The following is a 21,022-nucleotide window of genomic DNA, read 5'->3' as shown; positions in this document are numbered from 1 at the left end:
CCTGGGCCCAGGCTGCGACGTTGCAGGATGCTGCTAGAGTCCAGTGTCAGCGCTGTAGGAAACGTCGCTGTCAATGGACGTAAACGTGCTCTTTTCGCCCGGCGAGGGTGCTTGCCCCGGAGTTGGACGCCGCCGTTCAGGCCTGTAGTTGTCGGAGTTTGCCTGTCACATGAGTAATTTAAGTCTCCCACTGTTGTTGCGCGCACCTGTGCCGACGCAGTCGAGCCTGTCGTTCTGTGACGCGACGCCCAAAGACATGAAGCGCTGGATCGCCACCCTGCCCAAGGCCAATCTCGGCGAAATGGCGCGCCAGCTCTATCAGGGGCTGGGCGAGCTGAACCAGTTGCTCACCCCAAGCGACAACCGCATGCAGCTCCTCGAATTGCTTCGCCCGGAAGTCTTTTTCGTGTGCAAGCATCTGGAGCGTCACTTCCTGAACCAGTCGGTTGTTCTCGAAGAGCGTCCGCGCAAGGTTGCCAACCTGTGCCAGGCCCTGCAAAACCACTTGGCCATTGGTTACAAACAGATCATCGCGCGGGTCGCGGTCAAGCTCGGAAAAGACCGCATCGGCCTGCTGACCACCGCCCTTCAGCGCGCGCTCAGCTGCCTGAACGGCCCGCTTATCCGCGCCAACCAACTTTACTGCCCGGTGCAGGACGGCTTGTGGCTGGAGATGCATCAGATTTATCAGATCGCCCGCCAGCATCAATTGCAGAACGTGCCGGTTGCCGACAGCCTCGCCCACAACACTCAGGCGATGAGCGTTGAACAGACATACATCGTTGCGCTGCTGATGGGGTGTTCGCGCTGCAATCAGATGCGCCAGCACAACATCGGCAAACTCGCCGAAGCGCTGGATGCGTGGAGCGCGATGGTCACCCTGCAGCAGCCGCTGGACAGCAACAGCCTGTACGCGGTGTCTCCAGGTACGGACACAGCGCCACGCTATGCCGCGCTGTACGACGAAGATCAGCGGCCAAATTTGCTCGGCATCGACCCCCGTGGTTTGTCGGCTGCCCTGGAGCGCTACACCGAAACACCGGTTGAAGAACGTTCGAAGTCAGCCCTGAAAGTGCCGGCGGGTTTGTCCATCGACGTCCTGCAGCACCTGGCAGCCGCGTGGGGCGACGTGTCGGAACGTGCGTTTCAGCGCACCCCGGGGCAAGGCACCCTGACCGTCTGCGTGGGCATGAGCGCTCTGCATTATTACGTCGGCGGTCAGCAGTCCTTCAGCGATCTGCTGCAAATGTCGACGCTGTCCAGAGTCGTCGACTACACGCTGCAGCCTTTGAAGCCGGTCAAGCATGATCCGTGGGCGCAGACTGCAGACGCGCCACGCGATGGCACCTCGAACAGCATGCTGCCGTTCGAGGAAATCGAATACAAACGTGACGACGCTGAAACCAATGCGGCGTCCGACGGGCAAAAGAGCTTCCCCACTTACGCGCTGCACATTGTCAATCACAGCCCGGGCGGCTACTGCCTGGCCTGGCCGAAAGAGGTGCCGGACCAGTTGCAGGCCGGCGAGATGATTGGCATCCAGGACCACGGTCACGGCTGGAGCATCGCAGTGGTGCGCTGGGTGCGGCAGGTTCGTGGCGGTGGCATGCAGATGGGCGTTGAACTGATTGCGCCCTTTGCCCAGGCGTGCGGCATGCAGCTCACGCGCGCCGAACAGAGCAGTCAGTTTCTGCGCGCCCTGCTGCTGCCGGAAGTTCGTGCGATTGACGTACCCGCGACGGTCATCGCTCCGCGCCTGCCGTTCGAGGACGGTTCCAAGGTGCTGATCAATACCAGCGGCGAACAGCGACGCGCTAGCCTGAGCAATCGTCGGGCGACGACGGGCAGCTACAACCAGTTTGAATATCAGATTCTTGAAGGACCGAAAAAGGCCGCGACGCCAGACGACGACGGCCCGGAGCAGGAATTCGACTCGCTGTGGACAGTGCTCTGAGCCATTGAGGCATCCGTTGCAGATGCCTCAACGTCCATGCGTGTTAAGCGCTGCGCCCTTCCCGGTCCCGGAACCCCAGCAAATACAGTACGCCATCCAGTCCCAGCGTCGAGATGGCCTGCTTCGCCGATTGCTTGACCAGCGGTTTGGCGCGGAACGCCACACCCAGGCCGGCGATGGCGAGCATTGGCAAGTCGTTGGCGCCGTCGCCCACTGCAATGGTCTGCTCCAGACTCAACCCTTCCTTGCTGGCGAGTTCGCGCAGCAGATCGGCCTTGCGTTGGGCGTCGACGATTGGCTCGATCGCATTACCCGTGCACTTGCCGTCCACCACTTCCAGCTCGTTGGCGAAGATGTAGTCAATGCCCAGTTTGGCCTGCAGCTGACGCGCAAAATACGTGAAGCCGCCCGACAGGATCGCCGTCTTGTAGCCCAGCCGCTTGAGTTCGGCAAACAGCGTTTCGGCGCCTTCCGTCAAACGCAGCGAAGCGCCGATCTCATCCAGCACCTTCACATCCAGACCTTGAAGCAGCGCAAGCCGCTCTTTGAAGCTGGCGCGGAAGTCCAGTTCGCCACGCATGGCGCGCTCGGTGATCTCCGACACGCGCTCGCCGACGCCGTGGGCTTTGGCCAGTTCATCGATGACCTCGGCTTCGATCAGCGTGGAGTCCATGTCGAACACGGCCAGACGACGGTTGCGGCGGAACAGTGAGTCCTGCTGGAACGCGATATCGACGTTCAGCTCTTGGGCAACATGGAGGAATTCAGCCTGCATCTGCTGAGGATCGACCGGCTCGCCGCGCACGGAAAACTCGATGCAGCCTTTACTCTTCTCGGTGGGCATGTCGAGCGGCATGCGCCCGGAAAGGCGATCGATGCGGTTGATGTTCAAGCCATATTTGGCAGTGATCGCACTGACCGTTTGCAGCTGCTCGGCGGTGACCTTGCGCGTCAACAGCGTCACGATGTGCCGCGCCTTGCCCTGACCGTCGACCCAGTGCTGATAGTCAGCTTCGGACACGTCAGTGAAACGCACGTGCTGCCCCAACTGGTCGACTGTCGCCTGCACGTTCTGGCGCACGGCCGCGCCTGCTTCTGTGTCGGGAATCTCGACCAGAAGGCCGAACGACAGCGCGTCGTGAATCACCGCCTGACCGATGTCGAGAATGTTCACGCCGCCTTGGGCCAGCACACCGGTGATGGCCGCAGTGAGGCCCGGACGGTCTTCACCGGTGATGTTTATCAGGACGATTTCGCGCAAGGCGCACCCCCGCAGTTGAAAAAAACCGCATTCTACGCACTTTCAGTGACGGCCGGGCACAGCCAGCGCTTTGCCGCCACAGGGTCGCTCGCTATACTGCGCCCCAACTTCACCAAGAGAGCCGTGCTCAGTGAACCGGCCCACGCCTGTAAAAACCGATAATTTCTTCGTGCTGATCTTCCGGGCATTGCGTCATCGACGTGTACCGATTGCTTTGCGTATCGCCAGCCACAACGTGATCCTCGTCGCGCTGGCTCTGGTGATCTACGCCTGCGTCATGGGTTTGCAGTTCAAGCAAGCCATGCACGAGCAGGCTGACGCACTGGGGCAAGCCCTGACCACGCAGACCGCCACGTCCGCCACCGAACTGCTGGTGTCCAACGACATCCTCAGCCTCAATGTGCTGCTGGGCAACCTGGTGAAAAACCCGCTGGTGGCCCACGCGGCTATTTATAGCCCCGACAACCGCATTCTTGCCGAAGCCGGACAGCGTCCGAAAAACGGCTTGCTGGGCGAGGCGGAAGGTCTCTACGAGATCAAGATCACCTTTCAGGACGTGGTCGCCGGCACGCTGCGCATCAGCCTGGACATGGCCCAGTTCCAACAGCCGCTGACCATCAGCTTGCAGAGCATGGCGATTCTGGCCGGTATCCTGCTGGCACTCGCGTTGGCCTTGAGCCTGCGCCTTGGGCGGCATATTTCCACGCCAATGCTGCAACTGCGCATGTGGCTGCGCTACATCGATCCGTACACGCCGGCCACTGATCGTCAGGATGAGATCGGCGATCTGGCGCGTCAGTTGAAGACTTCGTACGCGCCGCCAGAACCGGAACCGGCGCCCATTCCCGAGCCTGCACAGGTCGAAGACGAGGAAGACGCTTCGCCGGAGTTCGACAGCAGCGACCTGAGCGACCCTGACTTCGACGACACCCCCAAACCCCGCGCCACAGTGATTCCGGCACGACGTATCGCTGCCGAGGAAGATGAAGAAGATGAGGAGGATCCGTTTGCGGACCTTCGTGATCACTCTCCCGCCACGCCAAAACCCGCCCCGCGTCCGATCCTTCCGGTCGTGCCGTCGCAACCGCAATACAGCGCCGTGCTGGCGGTGCAGCTGGGTTCACAGGAGCAGCTGCGCCGTCTGCCGCGAACGCGCCTGACCGAGCTGCTCGAGCGCTACCGAGACTGCATCGATCAGGCCGCTTCGCTCTACGACAGCGAGCTGCACACCCTGAACGACGGCAGTTCGCTGATGGTTTTCAGCACCCAGGACAGCGGCGATGACTACCTGACCAATGCGATCTGCTGCGGCGAGTTGCTGCGTGCGTTGAGCCATGCGTTGCAGATCGAAGTCGCCGACAGCGGCATCACCCTGCAACTGCAGCTGGGGCTGACACTGGGCGAAGGCCTGCATGGCATGAACCAGATCGATCTGCTGCTGACCGAAACCGCGCAGGACGCCTTGGCGCTGTCGCAGCACAGCCGCAATCTGCTGCTGGTGGAGCGCAAGATCAGCGAAGACCCGACCATCCGCCAGCGTGCGCGTATTCGCCCGATTGCGAGCCCTGAAGGTGCCAGCTGTGTGGAGCGTCTGATGGAGCCGTATCCATCGATGCTGGAGCGCCAACTGGCGCGCATGCACGAGGCACGCAAGGTCTAAGCGTCACCCACAAAAAAGCCCGCATCGCTGCGGGCTTTTTTGTGGCCGTCACTCTCAGAAGCGGAACACTTCCAGATCAGTGCGGATGGGTGATGCCATCGGGATCTTCGGCTTGTCCTGATCAGTGCGGGTTTTCGCCGGCGCCGAGGCCTTTTTGGGCACTTCCGCCACATAGGGCTGGCTCGCGATGGGCTTGACCGCGACACTCAGCTTGTCCGCCAGGCGCTGCAGCAAAATCCCTTGAGCCTTGACCTGCGCGGCTGATGAGCCTGTATGGGGCTCTTCCAGGTGGACCAGCTTGCTGTCGCGCACATTGCCGCGGCGGTCGAGCAAGCGCCACTGGGCATCCAGTACCGCCGGCTGCTTCTCGCCGGAATCCAGGCGGGTGATGGAAAGCACCACCTGCACATCGGGCGTGAAACTGGCCGCGGCATTCGCCATCACTACGCGTTGGCTGTCGAGCTTCCAGGCCAGCTGGCGCAGAAGCAGTTGATCGATATCGGCAGACAGGCTGCCGGCCCAGCGACCGTCGGTGGAGGCCTTGAGGCTGCCATCCGGCTGACGCTGCAGTAATGTTTCACGCTGCAGATAGTCAGCAATCGCCACAGGGCCCAGCAAGACTGCGACCCCGTTGGTGTGTTTCGGTTGCCCAGGGTCGCCGCTGTCCAGCTGATAGAGCGACGTGGGCTGATGAACGCTGCAACCGGCCAAACCCAGAACGCCGGTCAACAACAGAACACAGGGAACACGTAGAAAATTCATCATCCCGTCCAAGTGAACGCCGTGTAACGCGTCCACGCTGTTGAATACTTTGAAAACATGAAGGCATTCCGCCATAGCGGCGCCGGAGGACGTCATATCATCCGTGAATATGCGCGTTGACTCCAGCGATTCTGCGTCGCTCTCGTGACGAAACGAAGAGCGACCGCCGAACCAACCGCCTTAGCCAGCGGTTTCTACCAATAGCGCATCGACGCGCTGGAATCCGCGCGGCAGCTTGTTGCCCCGTCGTCCGCGTTCGCCTTTGTAGTGCTCCAGATCGTCGGGCTTGAGCGACAGATTGCGCTTACCCGCCTGCAGCACCAGCGTGGCGCCGTCCGGGACGACGGCCAGGTCGGTCACGTACTCTTCCCGACTGGCAACGCGCTCGCCCGGAATGCCAATGATCTTGTTGCCTTTGCCCTTGCCCAGTTGCGGCAGATCGCTGATTTTGAACACCAGCAAACGACCTTCGGTGGTCACGGCGGCGAGCCAGTTGTGCTCACGATCCGGCACCGGACGCGGCAGGATCACCTTGGCCCCGGCCGGCAAGCTCAACAGCGCCTTGCCTGCTTTGTTCTTGGCCTGCAGGTCTTCACCCTTGACCACGAAACCGTAGCCGGCATCGGACGCAACCACGTACAGCGCGTCATCCTCGGGCAACAGCACGCATTCGAATGTCGCACCGGGCGGCGGCGTCAGACGCCCGGTCAGCGGTTCGCCTTGCCCACGGGCCGATGGCAAGGTGTGCGACGGCACCGAATAACTGCGACCAGTGGAGTCGATAAACACCGCAAACTGGTTGGAACGACCCGGCGCCAGGGCCTTGAAGCCATCCCCGGCCTTATAGGAGAGCCCGGTGGCATCGGTTTCATGACCTTTGGCGGAACGAACCCAGCCTTTTTCCGACAGCACGACCGTCACTTTCTCGTTCGGCAGCAGATCGTGTTCGGTCAGGGCTTTGGCTTCGGTGCGCTCGACGATAGGCGAACGACGGTCGTCGCCATAGGTTTCGGCATCCTTGATCAGCTCGGTGCGTACCAGTTTCTTCAGCTTGGCCTCGCTGCCCAACAGGGCTTGCAGCTTGGCTTGTTCCTTGAGCAATTCATCCTGCTCGGCACGCAACTTCATTTCTTCCAGTCGCGCCAACTGACGCAAACGGGTGTCGAGAATGTAATCGGCCTGGATTTCGCTCAGGGCGAAACGCGCGATCAGCGCGGCTTTCGGGTGCTCCTCGGTGCGGATGATGTGAATCACTTCATCCAGATTGAGGTAAGCGATCAACAAACCATCCAACAGGTGCAAGCGACGCTCAACCTTGTCGAGGCGGAATTGCAGGCGACGACGCACGGTCTGTACCCGGAACTCCAACCACTCGACCAGCAATGCGCGCAGGTTTTTCAGCTGCGGCTTGCCGTCCAGGCCAATGATGTTGATGTTGACCCTGTAGCTAGACTCCAGCTCGGTGGTAGCGAACAGGTGCTGCATCAGCGCATCGTGGTCGAAGTTCTTGCGGGCGCCCGGGATGATCACGATCCGGCACGGGTTTTCGTGGTCGGATTCGTCACGCAGGTCAGCGATCTGCGGCGCTTTGGACGGTTTGGCCTGCATCATCGCCGCGATCTGCTCCAGCACCTTGGCACCGGACACCTGATGCGGCAGCGCGGTAACGATGATGTCGCCGTCTTCGATGTGGTAAACGGCGCGCATACGCACCGAGCCCTTGCCGGTTTCGTACATTTTCAGCAGGTCGGCGCGGGGCGTGATGATTTCCGCTTCGGTCGGGTAGTCCGGGCCCTGAATGTGCTCACAGAGCTGTTCGACCGTGGCTTTCGGCTCATCGAGCAACCGCACGCAGGCTGTCGCGACCTCCCGCAGGTTGTGCGGCGGTACGTCGGTGGCCATGCCGACAGCGATGCCGGTGGTGCCGTTGAGCAGAATGTTCGGCAAACGCGCCGGCAACACCAGCGGCTCGTCGAGGGTGCCGTCGAAATTCGGTCCCCAATCCGCCGTGCCCTGACCCAATTCACTGAGCAGCACTTCGGAGTAACGGGACAGACGCGCTTCGGTGTAGCGCATGGCGGCGAACGACTTGGGATCGTCCGGCGCACCCCAGTTACCCTGGCCGTCGACGAGTGTGTAGCGATAGCTGAAGGGTTGTGCCATCAGCACCATGGCTTCGTAGCAGGCCGAGTCGCCGTGGGGGTGAAACTTGCCGAGCACGTCACCGACGGTACGCGCCGATTTTTTGTGCTTGGCGTCAGCGTCCAGGCCCAGCTCGCTCATCGCGTAGACGATGCGTCGCTGCACAGGCTTCAGGCCGTCGCCGATGTGCGGCAGCGCCCGGTCCATGATCACGTACATGGAATAGTTGAGATAGGCCTGTTCGGTGAAGTCAGCCAGCGATCGGCGTTCTACGCCATCCAGGCTGAGGTCAAGGGAGTCGCTCATGCGGGCCTCATCATTTTGTCGTCTGGCGCAGCAGCAATGTGCCGCCGCGCTGTGTGAATTCGAGTTGTTTCACGGCGCTCATGCCCAGCAGCACCTGTTCACCGTCCAGACCGGGCACCACCAGGGCGCGCACGTTGTTCAGGACGATGTCGCCAATCTGTAACCGTTGCAGCGTGGTCCGGAACGCGTCGGTGCGTCCGTTGGCCGTACTCACCTGTACGCGCTCGCCCCGCTCGAGGCGCAGCGCCTGCGCGACGTTCTCCGGCACGGCGACGTTGGTTGCGCCGGTGTCGAGCATGAACTGCACCGGACGGGTATTGATCTGCCCGGTCATGACAAAATGGCCGTCACGATTGCCCACCAGCTTCACCTCGACATAGCCGTCTCCATGCTCGGAGGCGACGATGGTATTCGGATTTTCCTGACGCTGCTCCCACTCGCCAAAAAACCGCGTCGCCAGAAACAGCGCCGCCGCCCAGGCGATGATCAGCATCAGCCGCCCGGCGCGTTTGCCGGGGGGTGACGGGGTCAAGGCTTGCCGCTCCAGCCACCCTCGGGCGCGGCAAAGCGCCAGACGACGGGACGTTTTTCGCCATCGGCGCGGACACCGAAGTTGTTGTCGGTGCCGACCCAAGCGCCTTTTTCGTCGACGATCAGCGCTTCGGTCAGGCCGTATTTCTGGTCATACAGCCGGTTTGGCTGGAGCGCCTCTTTGGCGAACGACCAGCACGTTTCCAACTGACCTGTCGTCAAGGTCCGACGGCAGATTCGGTAAGCCGCGCGCTCCAGGGTGAACAGCTTGCCCTTGTACAGCGAGACGTCGGAAAAGTCCTTGGAGACGGCCTTGCCACCCAGCTCGGGCGGCAAAATATCGTTGCCGGACTCGACTCGCAGAATGCAGCTGGCGTCACAGGCCCAGCCGTCCTTGCCGAGCTTTGCGGTCAACAGGCCGCGCTTGTCACGCTCGGCGGCGAGCCATAGTTGATCGCCTGCCGGATTGACCGCGATCCCTTCGAAGATGGCGTTGAAATGCTGCAGCATCCCGGCCGACTGCGCTTCTTCGACGACCTTCCTGGGCAGCTCCAGCCAGACCGGCGCACCGTCAACCGGCACTTTCAGCACGGCGGCGTAGGCTTCACTGACGAGGTAACGGTTGCCCGCTGCGTCGCAACTCACGCCTTCAAAATCCAGGTCGCCGCCACGGATCAGCGCCGAAGCCTTGGCCATGCCACGCAGGGTCGCAGACAGCCCGCTGTCCGGAATCGGTGGGATTTCCAGCGTCTGGGCCTTGGCTTTCCAGACCGTTGCCGAGGTGTCAAGGCTGTAAAGCAGGGTGTCGTCGCGGTCCGAAACGGTCCACAGCACGCCGTTGCAGGACGCGAGCCCGGACAGGTTGCCGCCGATCATGTCGTCCACCGGATGCTCTGACAGCAGCTTGAGCTCGGGCAATGGCGCGGCGAAAACGGGCGTGGCGATCAATAACAGCGCTGCAAACCAGCCCCGCATCAGACCAGCACCTCGGCCAGATTGCCTTTGGATTCGAGCCAGCTCTTGCGGTCGCCTGCGCGTTTCTTGGCCAGCAGCATGTCCATCATTTCCGACGTCGCCTCAAAGTCATCCAGGGTCAGCTGCACCAGTCGGCGGGTATTCGGGTCCATGGTGGTTTCGCGCAGCTGCGGCGGGTTCATTTCACCCAGGCCTTTGAATCGGGTGACCTGCGGCTTGCCGCGTTTCTTCTCAGCCACGAGCCGGTCGAGAATGCCGTCGCGCTCGGCTTCGTCCAGGGCGTAATAAATGTCTTTACCCAAGTCGATACGGTACAGCGGCGGCATGGCGACGTAGACGTGACCTGCATCCACCAGCGGGCGGAAATGCTGGACGAACAAGGCGCACAGCAGCGTGGCGATGTGCAGGCCGTCGGAGTCGGCGTCGGCGAGGATGCAGATTTTGCCGTAGCGCAGCTGGCTCATGTCCGCAGCGCCCGGATCAACCCCGATCGCCACGGCAATGTTGTGCACTTCCTGGCTGGCGAGCACTTCGCCGCCGTCGACTTCCCAAGTGTTCAGGATCTTCCCGCGCAACGGCAGGATGGCCTGAAATTCCTTGTCCCGGGCCTGTTTGGCGGAGCCGCCGGCGGAGTCACCCTCGACCAGAAACAGCTCGGAGCGCATCGGATCCTGCCCCGCGCAATCGGCCAGTTTGCCCGGCAGTGCAGGGCCTGAGGTGATGCGTTTGCGCTCGACCTTCTTGCTCGCTTTGAGACGACGACCGGCATTGTTGATCGCCAGTTCGGCCAGCTGCATGCCCATTTCCGGGTGCGCATTGAGCCACAGGCTGAAAGCATCCTTGACCACACCGGCAACAAACGCCGCCGCCTCACGGGACGACAGCCGCTCTTTGGTCTGGCCGGAGAATTGTGGCTCCTGCATCTTCATCGACAGCACGAAAGCGATGCGCTCCCAGACGTCTTCAGGCGCCAGCTTCACGCCGCGGGGCAGCAGATTACGGAACTCGCAGAAGTCACGCATCGCGTCCAGCAGGCCCTGCCGCAGGCCGTTGACGTGGGTGCCGCCCTGGGCCGTCGGAATCAGGTTGACGTAACTCTCCTGAACGCTGTCGCCGCCCTCGGGCAACCACAGCAGCGCCCAGTCGACAGCCTCTTTATTGCCTGCGAATACGCCGCAGAACGGCTCGTCGGGCAGGCGCAGAAAGTCGGACACCGAATCCTGCAGATACGAGCGCAGCCCATCCTCGTAATGCCACTCGACCTTCTCGCCAGTGCCTTTGTCCTCGAAGCTAACCAGCAGGCCCGGACACAGAACGGCCTTGGCCTTGAGCACGTGCTTGAGGCGGCTGACAGAAAATTTCGGGGTGTCGAAGTATTTGGGGTCCGGCGCGAAATACACGCTGGTGCCGGTATTTCGCTTGCCAACGGTGCCAATCACCGCCAGTTCGCTGGCTTTGTAGCCATCGGCAAAGGTCATTTCGTATTCGTTGCCATCGCGCTTGACCCGTACCCGTACCTCGGTCGAGAGCGCGTTGACCACGGAAATCCCGACGCCGTGCAGGCCGCCGGAGAACTGGTAGTTCTTGTTGGAGAACTTGCCGCCGGCGTGGAGCTTGGTGAGGATCAGCTCGACGCCCGACACGCCTTCTTCGGGGTGGATGTCCACGGGCATGCCGCGACCATCGTCGGAGACTTCCAGCGAATTGTCGGCGTGCAGAATGACCTGCACAGACCGGGCGTGACCTGCCAGCGCTTCGTCGACGCTGTTGTCGATGACTTCCTGCGCCAGGTGGTTGGGGCGTGAGGTGTCGGTGTACATGCCCGGCCGTTTGCGGACCGGGTCGAGGCCCGAGAGGACTTCGATGGCGTCTGCGTTATAAGAGCTAGCGCTGGGATTGGCCATGGGGTCTCGTCATCAAGTCGTTCATGAAATTTCGGAGTGCTACTGTTTTACAAGAATGTTTTTACAAGACTGTTCTACACGTGTGTCGCAGCGACGGCTCAGGTCAGAGCCCGCTCAGATCGACGCCCTGCAGCAGCGCTGGAGCGAACCCGGCGAAGCTCAACAGCGCTGGCATCTTTGCAGCGAAACCCTGAAACCCGTGGTCGCCACCCGCTTCGATGCGCAATGCACAAGCCCGATAGAAACTTTGGGCGCGGCGGTAATCCAGCGTCTCGTCGCCCGTTTGCAGCCACACCTGAATACGCTGCGGGTCCTGCGGAGCAGGCACTTCCAGCTCGGCCAGCGCCTTCACGTGGTCGTGCGTCAGCTCCCAGCTCTCGCCGGTATAAAGGTTTTGTTGGGTGCCGAGAAAACCATCGAAGAGCTGATGCGGATTGACCGCCGGGTTGATCAGCACAGCCTTGAGGCCGTGGCGCTCAGCCAAGTGAGTCGCATAGTAGCCGCCGAGCGAGCTGCCGACCAGCAGCGGCCGACCGAGCTCCTTGATTGCGGCCTCCAACTGGGTCAGCGCCTGACGCGGATGATGATGCAGTTCGGGCACGCGCACGTAATCGCTCAAACCCAGACGCGCCATCAGCGTCGTCAGCTGTGTGGCTTTCTGCGACCTGGCCGAGCTGTTCAGGCCGTGAATATAAAGAAGCGTCGATTGATCCTGGTTCACGCAGTTGCCTCCCAAACGGCAATCGATACATCCCGGACGGGCTGGCCTGTCGCCGCCCATCAAGGCAAAGCCACGCAGTTTACAGGGTCAACTGCGCGATGACTCACCTGTTGACGAATCGCGGCAAATTGAGGAAATGTCTTTCAGTAGCCCGCGCCGTTGATGTCGACGTCGAACAGGTCGGGCTCGATACGCGAAACACCGGTTTCGACCCGGCCATCGTCGTGCAGGCGCAGCCAGCGATAGCCGGGCGCAAGGTCATCAAGACCGAAATCCACGCTGTTCGGCGCGAATTGAATGCAGGTCGATGGCGAAGCCATTAGCCGCACGCCGTCACGAAGCTGATCGAATTCTTGATGCACGTGCCCCCACAGCACCGCACGCACCTGAGGAAATCGATCCAGGACCGAAAAAAGCGCCTCGGGATTGCGCAAACCGATGGGTTCCATCCATGCCGCCCCGATGGGCAGCGGATGATGATGCAGACACACCAGATGATGCCGCTCCGGCGCCTCGCTCAAGGCCTGGGCGAGCAACTGAAGCTGGCCGTCTTGCAGATAACCGGGGACGGACCCGGAAACAGCAGAATCCAGCATCGTGACCCGCCAACTGCCGACGTCGACGACCGGTTCGAGAAAGTCGCTGTTCTGCGCGGCAATCGCCATCTCCCTCAGCTCGTCGTGATTCCCCGGAATCCAGCGCACGGGCGCATTCAGGCGCTCACTTGCCTCGCGGAATGCCTGATACGACTCAACCGTGCCGTCCTGAGACAAGTCCCCCGTCGCCAGCACCAGATCGATCGCCGGCTGCTCGATGAGGACACGCTCGACCACCGCATCGAGACTGGCGCGCGTGGGCATGCCCAGCAGCGTGCCGTCCGCTTCGGCGAACAGATGGCTGTCGGTCAATTGGACCACCAGCACGGATGAGGAATGAGAGGATGGGCTCGACAATGGCCATCTCCTTAAGCGGATGTGGCCGGATTATGGTGTGAGATCGGTGCGGCGGCAAACCTGGAAAGAGGGCCTGGTTCTCATCTGCGTGCAGAAGGTCCAGCCGATAAGTCGCGCCGTCTCAGCGTACCGCCTCAAACTCATGCCCGCACGCCAGGCAATGGCTGAGCCATTCACCCAGAAAAACGTTGAGCTGGGCCTTTTCGTCAGGCTGGTGCATGTCGGCATTGGGATAGGGATAGATACCCTGGAAACGACGCGCGTGCTCGGCGCCGATGACTTCGGCCATGCGCGCGTCGTGGTAGACCTGCACTTCGAGGACGGGCACCGGCAACCACGGCAGGCTGTGTTCCTGACGGACTTGGAGCGTGGTGGTGTACGGGCAATCGAGGATGACCTCGACCGCCAGCACGCCCAGCATCTGATCGCCCTGGGTCACGGCGACCCGGCGTGAGCGCTGTTGATTGCGCATATCGGGCAGCAAACGCATCAAGCGCGCGTAGTTCGCCTCGCAGGCGGCTTGCAGCCCGGCGAGGTCGACACGATAGCGCTCGCGCAGAAGATTCACGACCATAGCCCCCTTACTTCGGCGCGATTGAGCGCCAGCCATTGCATTGCAATAATAGTTGCGGCGTTGACGATGCGCCCGTCCCTGACGGCTTGCATCGCGTCGTCGAATGACCAGACCGAAACCCGGATGTCTTCGGCCTCTTCTACCAGCCCGTGCAGCCCACCTGCCCCCTCGCTGTCGCACTTGCCCAGGTACAGATGCACGAACTCGTTGCTGCCCCCCGGCGATGGAAAGTATTTGGTGATCGGCCAAAGGGCGTTGAACGTCAGCCCAGCTTCCTCTTGTGCCTCGCGGTGAGCAACCTCTTCGGGCTCCTCTTTTTTATCGATCAGGCCGGCGACCATTTCGATCAGCCACGGGTTGTCGTGCTTGCCGATAACGCCGACGCGGAACTGCTCGATGAGCACCACTTCATCGCGCTTGGCGTCGTAGGGCAGCACGCACACCGCATCATGGCGAACGAACAGCTCACGCTTGATTTCCGGGCCCATGCCGCCCGCGAACAACTCGTGGCGCAATTGAAGACGGTCGAGCTGGTAAAACCCTTTGAAGCAGGTCTCACGGTGTGTAATTTCGTGCTTTGTCGGTGTCGATCTGTTGCTATCCGTCATACATTTCTCACTGCTTGAGCACTGTGTCCGGGCCCATCCTAACGCGCTGTGGTGCGGGATGCAGCCCTTTGAATTCGCAAAACCGGTCACCGGGGTAGACGACTGCCGGCGAAAGCACTCTAATCCGCCCGATGGCGAACTGATTGCGCCACCCACAGTCGAAGGACCTTGCCGTTACCTACCACGTGACGCCCCCTTATGCCGATGCCAAGGATCAACATGTCTTTTCTGAAGATCATTTCACTGGCCTGCGTGGCCCTGATTTTGGGCGCCTGCCAAAGCCTGTTCCAACCCAATCTGCGCAGTCCGCTGACCGTTCAGCGTGACGCCTCCGAGCTGATGAAGCCCGGCTGCACCACCGATGATTGCCCGCTGGTGAACATCGACACCGTGCATTTCCCCGATGAGCCGAAACTTGACGAGATCGTCCAGCGCACGCTGCTGCAACTGACCCGCAGCGACAGCGATGGTCCGGTGCCGCCGACGCTGAAGGCGTACCAAGAGCAATACTTGAGCCGCGCGCCGGCGCGCAACAGCAGCTACCTGCAAGCCAAGGTACGTGAGCAGCATGACGGAATCGTGGTCGTGGAGCTGTCCAGCTACGTCGATTCCGGCAGCGGCCAGGGTAATCCGGGCCGCGCGTTCATCAACTATTCCCGCCAGCAACACCGCGTGCTGACGCTCGCCGACATGCTGGTCCCGGGTCAGGAAGCTGCCTTCTGGGACAAGGCCCGCCTCGCTCATCAGGCCTGGCTGATCAGCAGCAAGCTGGACAAGGACACCGAGTTCCAGAACATGTGGGCATTCAAGCAAACTTCCAACATTGCTCTGACGTACGGTGCGGTGATCCTCAAGTACCCGGTGACAACCATCGCCCCCTACGCCATGGGCCACATCGAGCTGAAGATTCCGTATCCGCAGTTGAACGGCATCGTTAAGCCTGAGCTGTTTCCTGGCCGGAGCTGATTGGTTGAACCCAAGCCGGTTGCTGAGAAAGCGCCGGCTTTTTTATTAACATCCCCTTCCTTAACCCCCCCTCTTTTCCATATCCAGCTCCTACATACACGTTCATACATAACTTCCAAACATTAAACATCAACCTCCTTAAACCCGCCCCATTATTAAACCCCTTGTTTATTGACGCCTCACTGATTTAATCATTAAGTTCCGCCCTGAACTTTTTAGAACAGTCAGGGAGACGGGATGCGCTTATGGAATGTCCTGCCGTCATGGTTTGAAATTGAAGATCGATTGAGGCTTGAAGTTCAAAGTAGCGGCCTAGGCGACTTTCGAAGTTACCTAAATGAACAGGCGCCTTCTGTCGAACTTGTTCTGCGCCGTGTCGACAACATCAGAACTGCCTTTTACTGCGCCGAGTTTGAAGCCAGCGCATTATTGCGCCAGCGATTCGCAGACATCGACATAGCCGACGTGCTGTTTGATCTGATGGGCGTCGTCGGCGACATGGCCATGATCATTGTCGGCAGTGTTCTGGCCGGGGGCGCGATGGGTGCGGGGGTAGGCGCCCTGGCGGGTGGCATAGGCGCGGGGCCCGGCGCGATCGCTGGCATGGCGGCGGGATTGCAAGCCAGCAGCTGGATTCTCGGGGTGCTTGGGCTGGCGTCGGTCGCGGAGTTTTTCGTACAAGGTCTGCCTGCGCTGCTGGACCACTACGTGCGCGGTATCGAGGTCGCTTGGGACGGGACCCGAGGCAACGATGGGCTAAACCCGATTTCACAGGACGACCCGTGGGTTGTCGATCAAGCGGCACACCACATCGCCCGCGGGCACACGGAAGTGGTAATCCTGCTGCTCGGCGCAATGGTTGAGTATTTGACCCGAGGTCGCGGCGACATCGCGCTACTGGCTGGCCAAATGCGCGCCAGCAGAAAAGGCGCGCGGCTGGCGCAGTGGATGGTCAAGTATGAAGAGGGCCTTAAAGGGCGGCCTGACTTGCAGCCTGCCAGGGCTCGAACGGGTAGCTCGCTCACACCGGAGCCTAAGTCCGACAGCTCTCGGGAAACCGATCGACCGGGCGGGAAGAAACCGCTGGGCATGCCGGAATACAAGGTGCCATGCTTTAACGCGAGCAACCTGCATGACAGCAAGATTCCCGAGTTCGACAGGCAGCTGGGTGGACAGGAAAGAGGGTTGAATGATTTGACCGTGGCTGAGTATCTGCGGGGGCGGGAGGCGTTCAAGGCGGGAGATAAGGTTAGGGATCCGGGGGTGGCCCGGCTCGCCAGAAAGGCTCTGGAAGAAGGTTTGATTAAAGACGCCATGGCCAAAATGAAGCTAGACGATACCCCACTACTCGGAGCGAGACGCGCGGCGAAAATCATAGCGCGAGAAAAGATGAGCATCCTTGCCGCTTTGCATAACCCCGATTTATTTGCGGGAGGGAAAGACGTCATCTCTGACTTCGGAGATGCACGTGTCAATTCAAGTATTGGCGCGCAGTGGCGAGGCAGAATAGACGGATTGGATCACGCCGCGAGCACAACGAGCGTAGATATGCGTGACAGCGTAAAAATCAACGCAAGACTGGAAAGGTGTAAATAGGGGTATGGACGAATATTACGTTTGCTTGATTGAAGAAGTCGGCCCGGAAATAAATAGAAGGGAAGCTCCATTATCATCCATGGAAAAGTACACAGGGGTATTGCCATCGCAACTGTTATTACATTGGCATCGGTATGGCTGGAGCGGCTACGGAAATGGAGTATTTTGGTGCGTCAACCCGGCCGAGTACGAAGTAACCATGCGCTCTTGGCTGTCGGAGTCAGGCATTCCAGATCCTGAGACCTATCATGTGATCGCAAGAGGGGCATTTGGGGATATCTACATGTGGCAGCAAGGTACCGGAAGCTGGCTAACGGTCAATGCAGTTTATGCTAGATATATGCGAACCACTCGACACATATCCACCGAACGTTTTGATGACGAGATACAAATCTTCTTCGCGTCCTTTGATCACGCTTCGAACGACTTTGACGATCTGTTTGAAAAAGCACTGGCAGTACTAGGACCGCTGGAGCCCGATGAGATGTACGGCTTCGTACCTGCCCTCGTACTTGGCGGTCCAGCCGATCTCAAACATCTGCAAAAGGTCAAAACCATCGAGCACCTGACTTTTCTGTCCCAGCTCGCACCGCTGACGGATTGGGGATTCCCGGACCTTGATTCGCTCTGATGAATGCTGCCGACTTGAGCCTGAATACTGTAAATCCAGGCCCGGCCCGCTGAGTTAATGCCGCACATCGGCCTTGAATGCAGATGCCTGTCCGCGCGCCAATCCCCACTGCAGCACGCCAGCGACAATAAGCGCGGGCAGCGTTGCGCCGATGTCCGGATACAGATTCGCCAGCAGATGGTAGGTGCCGATCCCGCCGATCCACGCGATTAACGTCATCCAGCGCAGGCCCGTCGTCGCGATGCCGTGACGACGGCGGCGCAGGATGAAGTGATCCACCAGTACCACGCCGAACAGTGGCGCGAACACCGAAGCGATCATCAGCAGGAAGTTCTGGTATTGGGCGAGTGGCGCAAAGCAGGCGATCAGTGTGCAGATGATGCCGATCGCCAGCGACAGGTGTTCGACTTTGGCCTTGAGCAGAATCCCGCTCGACACGGCTGCACTGTGAATGTCGGCAAACGCGTTTTCCGATTCGTCCAGCAGGATAAGCAGCAACGGAATGCCCATCCCCGCGCCCGCCAGCGCCAGCAGCAGCGCGTTGGCTTCACCACTTGGCGCGAAGGCCAGGGTGTACGCCACGCCAAGGGACATCAGCCAGAAATTGCCGATGAAGAAGCCCAGCGCTGTGCCACCGAACACACCGGTGGCGCGCTTGCCGAACCGTGAGTAGTCCGCAATCAGCGGCAGCCACGACAGCGGCATGGCGATGGCAATGTCGAAGCCGACGGCAAATGGCATCGAATTGTCGCCCGCGCGTGACCACAGCGCCGTCAAATCAGCCTTGCTGAACAAGTTGAAGGTCAGCCAGGCGCACGCCGCCAAGAGCAGCCAGATGCCCCATTTGCGCAGGATCTGCCGGACGAAGGCCAACGGACCGCTCACGGCGAGCAAGGTCGCGAGGGCGCCGAACACCAAGGTCCAGAGCATCGGACTCGCCCAAAGGCTCCCTTCGGAGAAAGCGCCCGCGCCCAGCAGGCTGGCGGCGTCGCGCATGACGATGATTTCAAACGAGCCCCAGCCCACCAGTTGCAGCAGATTGAGAATCGCCGGAACGCCTGCTCCCTTGCTGCCCAGGCTGAGCTTGAGCGCCGCCATCGACGACAGCCCGGTGTCACTGCCAACGACGCCAACAGCAGCGAGCAGCAAGACGCCGACCAGCGTGCCGAGGAGAATCGCCAGCATCGAGCCGGACATGCCCAGCCCGGGCGCCAGCAACGCGCCGGTTTGCAGGACCATGAGGCCGATGCCGAGGGAAAACCACAGAGAGAATAGATCGCGCCCGCCAAAAACCCGCTTGGCGGCGGGTACGGGGGCGTCGGGGGAATAGGTGCCGGGAGTGTTCACTTTTGTGTCTCGCTGAAGAGCCGTTATGAGCTGCAAGCCGCAAGCCGCAAGAGAAGATCAAACGCGGGCCTGCTTTTCCTTGCAGCTTGTGACTTGCCGCTTGCCGCTTGCCACTAAACCTTCTTATAAAGCTGACTGCCTTCCTGCCTGAACCGCGCCGCCTGATCGCGCATGCCTTCGTCCACCGACACGTCCACCGCGCTGATCTTCTGGTTAGCGGCGTACTCGCGCACTTCCTGGGTGATCTTCATCGAGCAGAATTTCGGCCCGCACATGGAGCAGAAATGCGCGACCTTCGCCGAGTCTTTCGGCAGCGTCTCGTCGTGGTAGGCGCGCGCGGTATCCGGGTCCAGCCCGAGGTTGAACTGGTCTTCCCAGCGGAATTCAAACCGCGCCTTGCTCAGCGCATTGTCCCGAATCTGCGCACCGGGATGCCCCTTCGCAAGATCCGCGGCATGGGCGGCGATCTTGTAGGTAATGATCCCGGTCTTCACGTCGTCCTTGTTCGGCAACCCCAAGTGTTCCTTGGGCGTGACGTAGCACAGCATCGCGCAGCCGAACCAGCCGATCATGGCCGCGCCGATGCCCGACGTTATGTGGTCGTAACCCGGTGCAATGTCGGTGGTCAGTGGGCCGAGGGTGTAGAACGGCGCCTCGTCGCAGCACTCCAGCTGCTTGTCCATGTTCTCCTTGATCAACTGCATCGGCACGTGGCCCGGGCCTTCGATCATGCATTGCACGTCGTGCTTCCAGGCAATCTTGGTCAGCTCGCCAAGGGTCTCCAACTCACCGAACTGCGCTTCGTCGTTGGCATCGGCAATGGAGCCCGGGCGCAAGCCGTCTCCCAGGGAGAAGCTGACGTCATAGGCCTTCATGATTTCGCAGATGTCGTCGAAGTGGGTGTAAAGGAAGTTTTCCTTGTGATGGGCCAGGCACCATTTGGCCATGATCGAACCGCCACGGCTGACGATCCCGGTCACGCGCTTGGCGGTCAGCGGCACGTAGCGCAGCAGTACACCGGCGTGAATAGTGAAATAGTCCACGCCCTGCTCCGCCTGCTCGATCAGCGTGTCACGGAACAGCTCCCAGGTCAGGTCTTCGGCGGCGCCACCGACTTTTTCCAGCGCCTGATAAATCGGCACGGTGCCGATGGGCACGGGCGAATTGCGAATGATCCACTCGCGGGTTTCATGAATATGCTTGCCGGTGGACAGGTCCATGACCGTGTCCGACCCCCAGCGAATCCCCCAAGTCAGTTTCGCCACTTCCTCTTCGATGGACGAGCCCAGCGCGCTGTTGCCGATATTGCCGTTGATCTTCACCAGAAAGTTGCGCCCGATGATCATCGGCTCGAGCTCAACGTGGTTGATGTTGGCGGGAATGATCGCGCGACCACGGGCGATTTCCTCGCGCACGAACTCAGGCGTGATCTCTTTCGGAATGCTCGCACCGAAGCTCTGGCCTGGGTGCTGCTGGGTGAGCAGGCCGGCGGCGCGGGCTTCCTGCAGCTTCATGTTTTCGCGGATGGCGACGTATTCCATCTCGGCGGTGATGATGCCCTGACGCGCGTAGTGCATCTGGCTGACGTTAGCTCCCGACTTTGCCCGACGCGGATTGCGTACGTGGGCGAAACGCAGCTTGGTCAATTCGGCATCGGCCAAGCGCTGCTGGCCGAAGTTGGAGGTCAGACCTGCCAGACGCTCGGTGTCGGCGCGGGACTCGATCCATGCCGAACGCACGTCGGCCAGGCCTTTGCGCACGTCGATGATGACGTTGGGGTCGGTATAAGGGCCGGAGGTGTCGTACACACAGACCGGCGCGTTGATCTCGCCGCCGCTGTCTGTTCCGGAGAAGCCGGTGGGCGTAACGTCCAGGCTGATCTCGCGCATGGGCACACGGATGTCCGGACGCGAGCCCTGGACGTAGATTTTCTGCGAGCGGGTAAACGGTTGAACCGACCCAGAATCGACTTGGGCGGATTCACTCAGATTGGCGTTTTTTAGTGTTGTACTCATCACGGGCTCTCCAGACATCATCCAGCGGCGGAATGAATTGTCGGAGCTTGAGCCTGATGAACACGGACGGATGCACCCTGAGACGACATGGATGCTGAGAATCGAAGAGGCGCGGA

Annotated in this window: 16 protein-coding genes and 2 pseudogenes; 6 read left to right on the top strand and 12 right to left on the bottom strand. The window is 60.7% G+C overall.

The features are described 5' to 3' along the window. Window positions 1-169: 169 nt before the first annotated feature. Window positions 170-1,954 (top strand): molecular chaperone, encoded by a 1,785-nt coding sequence (locus tag SLW75_RS24735; protein ID WP_410935709.1) that lies wholly within the window; start codon window positions 170-172, stop codon window positions 1,952-1,954. Window positions 1,955-1,997: 43 nt separating this feature from the next. Here the strand turns inward: SLW75_RS24735 and serB are convergent, their stop codons facing one another. Beyond that, window positions 1,998-3,215 carry a phosphoserine phosphatase SerB gene (gene serB, locus SLW75_RS24730; protein ID WP_410935708.1) on the bottom strand — a complete coding sequence of 406 codons (1,218 nt, stop codon included), beginning with the start codon at window positions 3,213-3,215 and terminating at the stop codon, window positions 1,998-2,000. 130 nt (window positions 3,216-3,345) lie between these two features. On the opposite strand from serB, the pseudogene SLW75_RS24725 reads away from it, so the two are divergent. Together SLW75_RS24725 and SLW75_RS24720 are read left to right on the top strand one after the other, a co-directional pair. After that, a pseudogene (locus SLW75_RS24725) lies at window positions 3,346-4,068 on the top strand (AhpA/YtjB family protein); the annotation flags it as partial. A gap of 102 nt (window positions 4,069-4,170) precedes the next feature. Then, a pseudogene (locus SLW75_RS24720) lies at window positions 4,171-4,875 on the top strand (histidine kinase); the annotation flags it as partial. A gap of 54 nt (window positions 4,876-4,929) precedes the next feature. Here the strand turns inward: SLW75_RS24720 and SLW75_RS24715 are convergent. From SLW75_RS24715 to SLW75_RS24675, 9 genes are all read right to left on the bottom strand, one after another. Then, window positions 4,930-5,637, bottom strand: a complete 708-nt coding sequence (locus SLW75_RS24715; RefSeq protein WP_410935707.1) for a membrane integrity-associated transporter subunit PqiC — start codon at window positions 5,635-5,637, stop codon at window positions 4,930-4,932. A gap of 180 nt (window positions 5,638-5,817) precedes the next feature. Further along, a complete protein-coding gene (gene parC / locus SLW75_RS24710) occupies window positions 5,818-8,085 on the bottom strand; it encodes a DNA topoisomerase IV subunit A (protein ID WP_410935706.1) in 2,268 nt (755 codons plus the stop codon). 10 nt (window positions 8,086-8,095) lie between these two features. Beyond that, on the bottom strand, window positions 8,096-8,578 hold the full coding sequence (locus SLW75_RS24705; RefSeq protein ID WP_296310613.1) for a TIGR02281 family clan AA aspartic protease: 483 nt from the start codon (window positions 8,576-8,578) through the stop codon (window positions 8,096-8,098). A gap of 35 nt (window positions 8,579-8,613) precedes the next feature. Then, window positions 8,614-9,591: an esterase-like activity of phytase family protein gene (locus SLW75_RS24700; protein ID WP_192135365.1), complete on the bottom strand. Its 978-nt coding sequence runs from the start codon at window positions 9,589-9,591 to the stop codon at window positions 8,614-8,616. Next, window positions 9,591-11,495: a DNA topoisomerase IV subunit B gene (parE, locus tag SLW75_RS24695; RefSeq protein WP_065987823.1), complete on the bottom strand. Its 1,905-nt coding sequence runs from the start codon at window positions 11,493-11,495 to the stop codon at window positions 9,591-9,593. The genes SLW75_RS24700 and parE overlap by 1 nt, the downstream gene beginning before the upstream one ends. A 103-nt stretch (window positions 11,496-11,598) precedes the next feature. Then, the gene (locus SLW75_RS24690; RefSeq protein ID WP_410929714.1) at window positions 11,599-12,216 is read right to left on the bottom strand and encodes a YqiA/YcfP family alpha/beta fold hydrolase; all 618 of its coding nucleotides are present in this window, start codon (window positions 12,214-12,216) and stop codon (window positions 11,599-11,601) included. A gap of 143 nt (window positions 12,217-12,359) precedes the next feature. After that, a complete protein-coding gene (cpdA, locus tag SLW75_RS24685; RefSeq protein ID WP_065987825.1) occupies window positions 12,360-13,169 on the bottom strand; it encodes a 3',5'-cyclic-AMP phosphodiesterase in 810 nt (269 codons plus the stop codon). 121 nt (window positions 13,170-13,290) lie between these two features. Further along, a complete protein-coding gene (locus SLW75_RS24680) occupies window positions 13,291-13,743 on the bottom strand; it encodes a DUF1249 domain-containing protein (RefSeq protein WP_065987826.1) in 453 nt (150 codons plus the stop codon). Next, entirely contained in the window at window positions 13,734-14,351 is a 618-nt protein-coding gene (locus SLW75_RS24675; RefSeq protein ID WP_410935705.1) for an NUDIX domain-containing protein, read from the bottom strand. The genes SLW75_RS24680 and SLW75_RS24675 overlap by 10 nt, the downstream gene beginning before the upstream one ends. Window positions 14,352-14,570: 219 nt before the next feature. Here SLW75_RS24675 and SLW75_RS24670 point away from each other — a divergent pair, with 219 nt between their 5' ends. The 3 genes from SLW75_RS24670 (at window position 14,571) to SLW75_RS24660 (ending at window position 17,544) form a co-directional block, all read left to right on the top strand. Beyond that, window positions 14,571-15,317, top strand: a complete 747-nt coding sequence (locus tag SLW75_RS24670; protein ID WP_296313816.1) for an RsiV family protein — start codon at window positions 14,571-14,573, stop codon at window positions 15,315-15,317. A gap of 237 nt (window positions 15,318-15,554) precedes the next feature. After that, the gene (locus tag SLW75_RS24665) at window positions 15,555-16,913 is read left to right on the top strand and encodes a DUF6861 domain-containing protein (RefSeq protein WP_410935704.1); all 1,359 of its coding nucleotides are present in this window, start codon (window positions 15,555-15,557) and stop codon (window positions 16,911-16,913) included. A 4-nt stretch (window positions 16,914-16,917) separates the two neighbouring features. Further along, window positions 16,918-17,544 carry a GAD-like domain-containing protein gene (locus SLW75_RS24660; protein ID WP_410935703.1) on the top strand — a complete coding sequence of 209 codons (627 nt, stop codon included), beginning with the start codon at window positions 16,918-16,920 and terminating at the stop codon, window positions 17,542-17,544. A 54-nt stretch (window positions 17,545-17,598) separates the two neighbouring features. On the opposite strand, the gene cytX is transcribed toward SLW75_RS24660, so the two are convergent. After that, window positions 17,599-18,891: a putative hydroxymethylpyrimidine transporter CytX gene (gene cytX, locus SLW75_RS24655; RefSeq protein WP_410935702.1), complete on the bottom strand. Its 1,293-nt coding sequence runs from the start codon at window positions 18,889-18,891 to the stop codon at window positions 17,599-17,601. Window positions 18,892-19,004: 113 nt separating this feature from the next. Continuing rightward, complete coding sequence (gene thiC, locus SLW75_RS24650) at window positions 19,005-20,906, bottom strand: phosphomethylpyrimidine synthase ThiC (RefSeq protein WP_410935701.1); 1,902 nt, start codon at window positions 20,904-20,906, stop codon at window positions 19,005-19,007. Window positions 20,907-21,022 lie beyond the last annotated feature (116 nt).

The sequence above is a fragment of the Pseudomonas sp. W5-01 genome (genome assembly GCF_046540435.1).
Taxonomy (GTDB): domain Bacteria; phylum Pseudomonadota; class Gammaproteobacteria; order Pseudomonadales; family Pseudomonadaceae; genus Aquipseudomonas; species Aquipseudomonas graminis_B.
The sequence above is the reverse complement of the archived record's forward strand: the minus strand, read 5'-3'. Positions and strand labels throughout refer to the sequence as shown.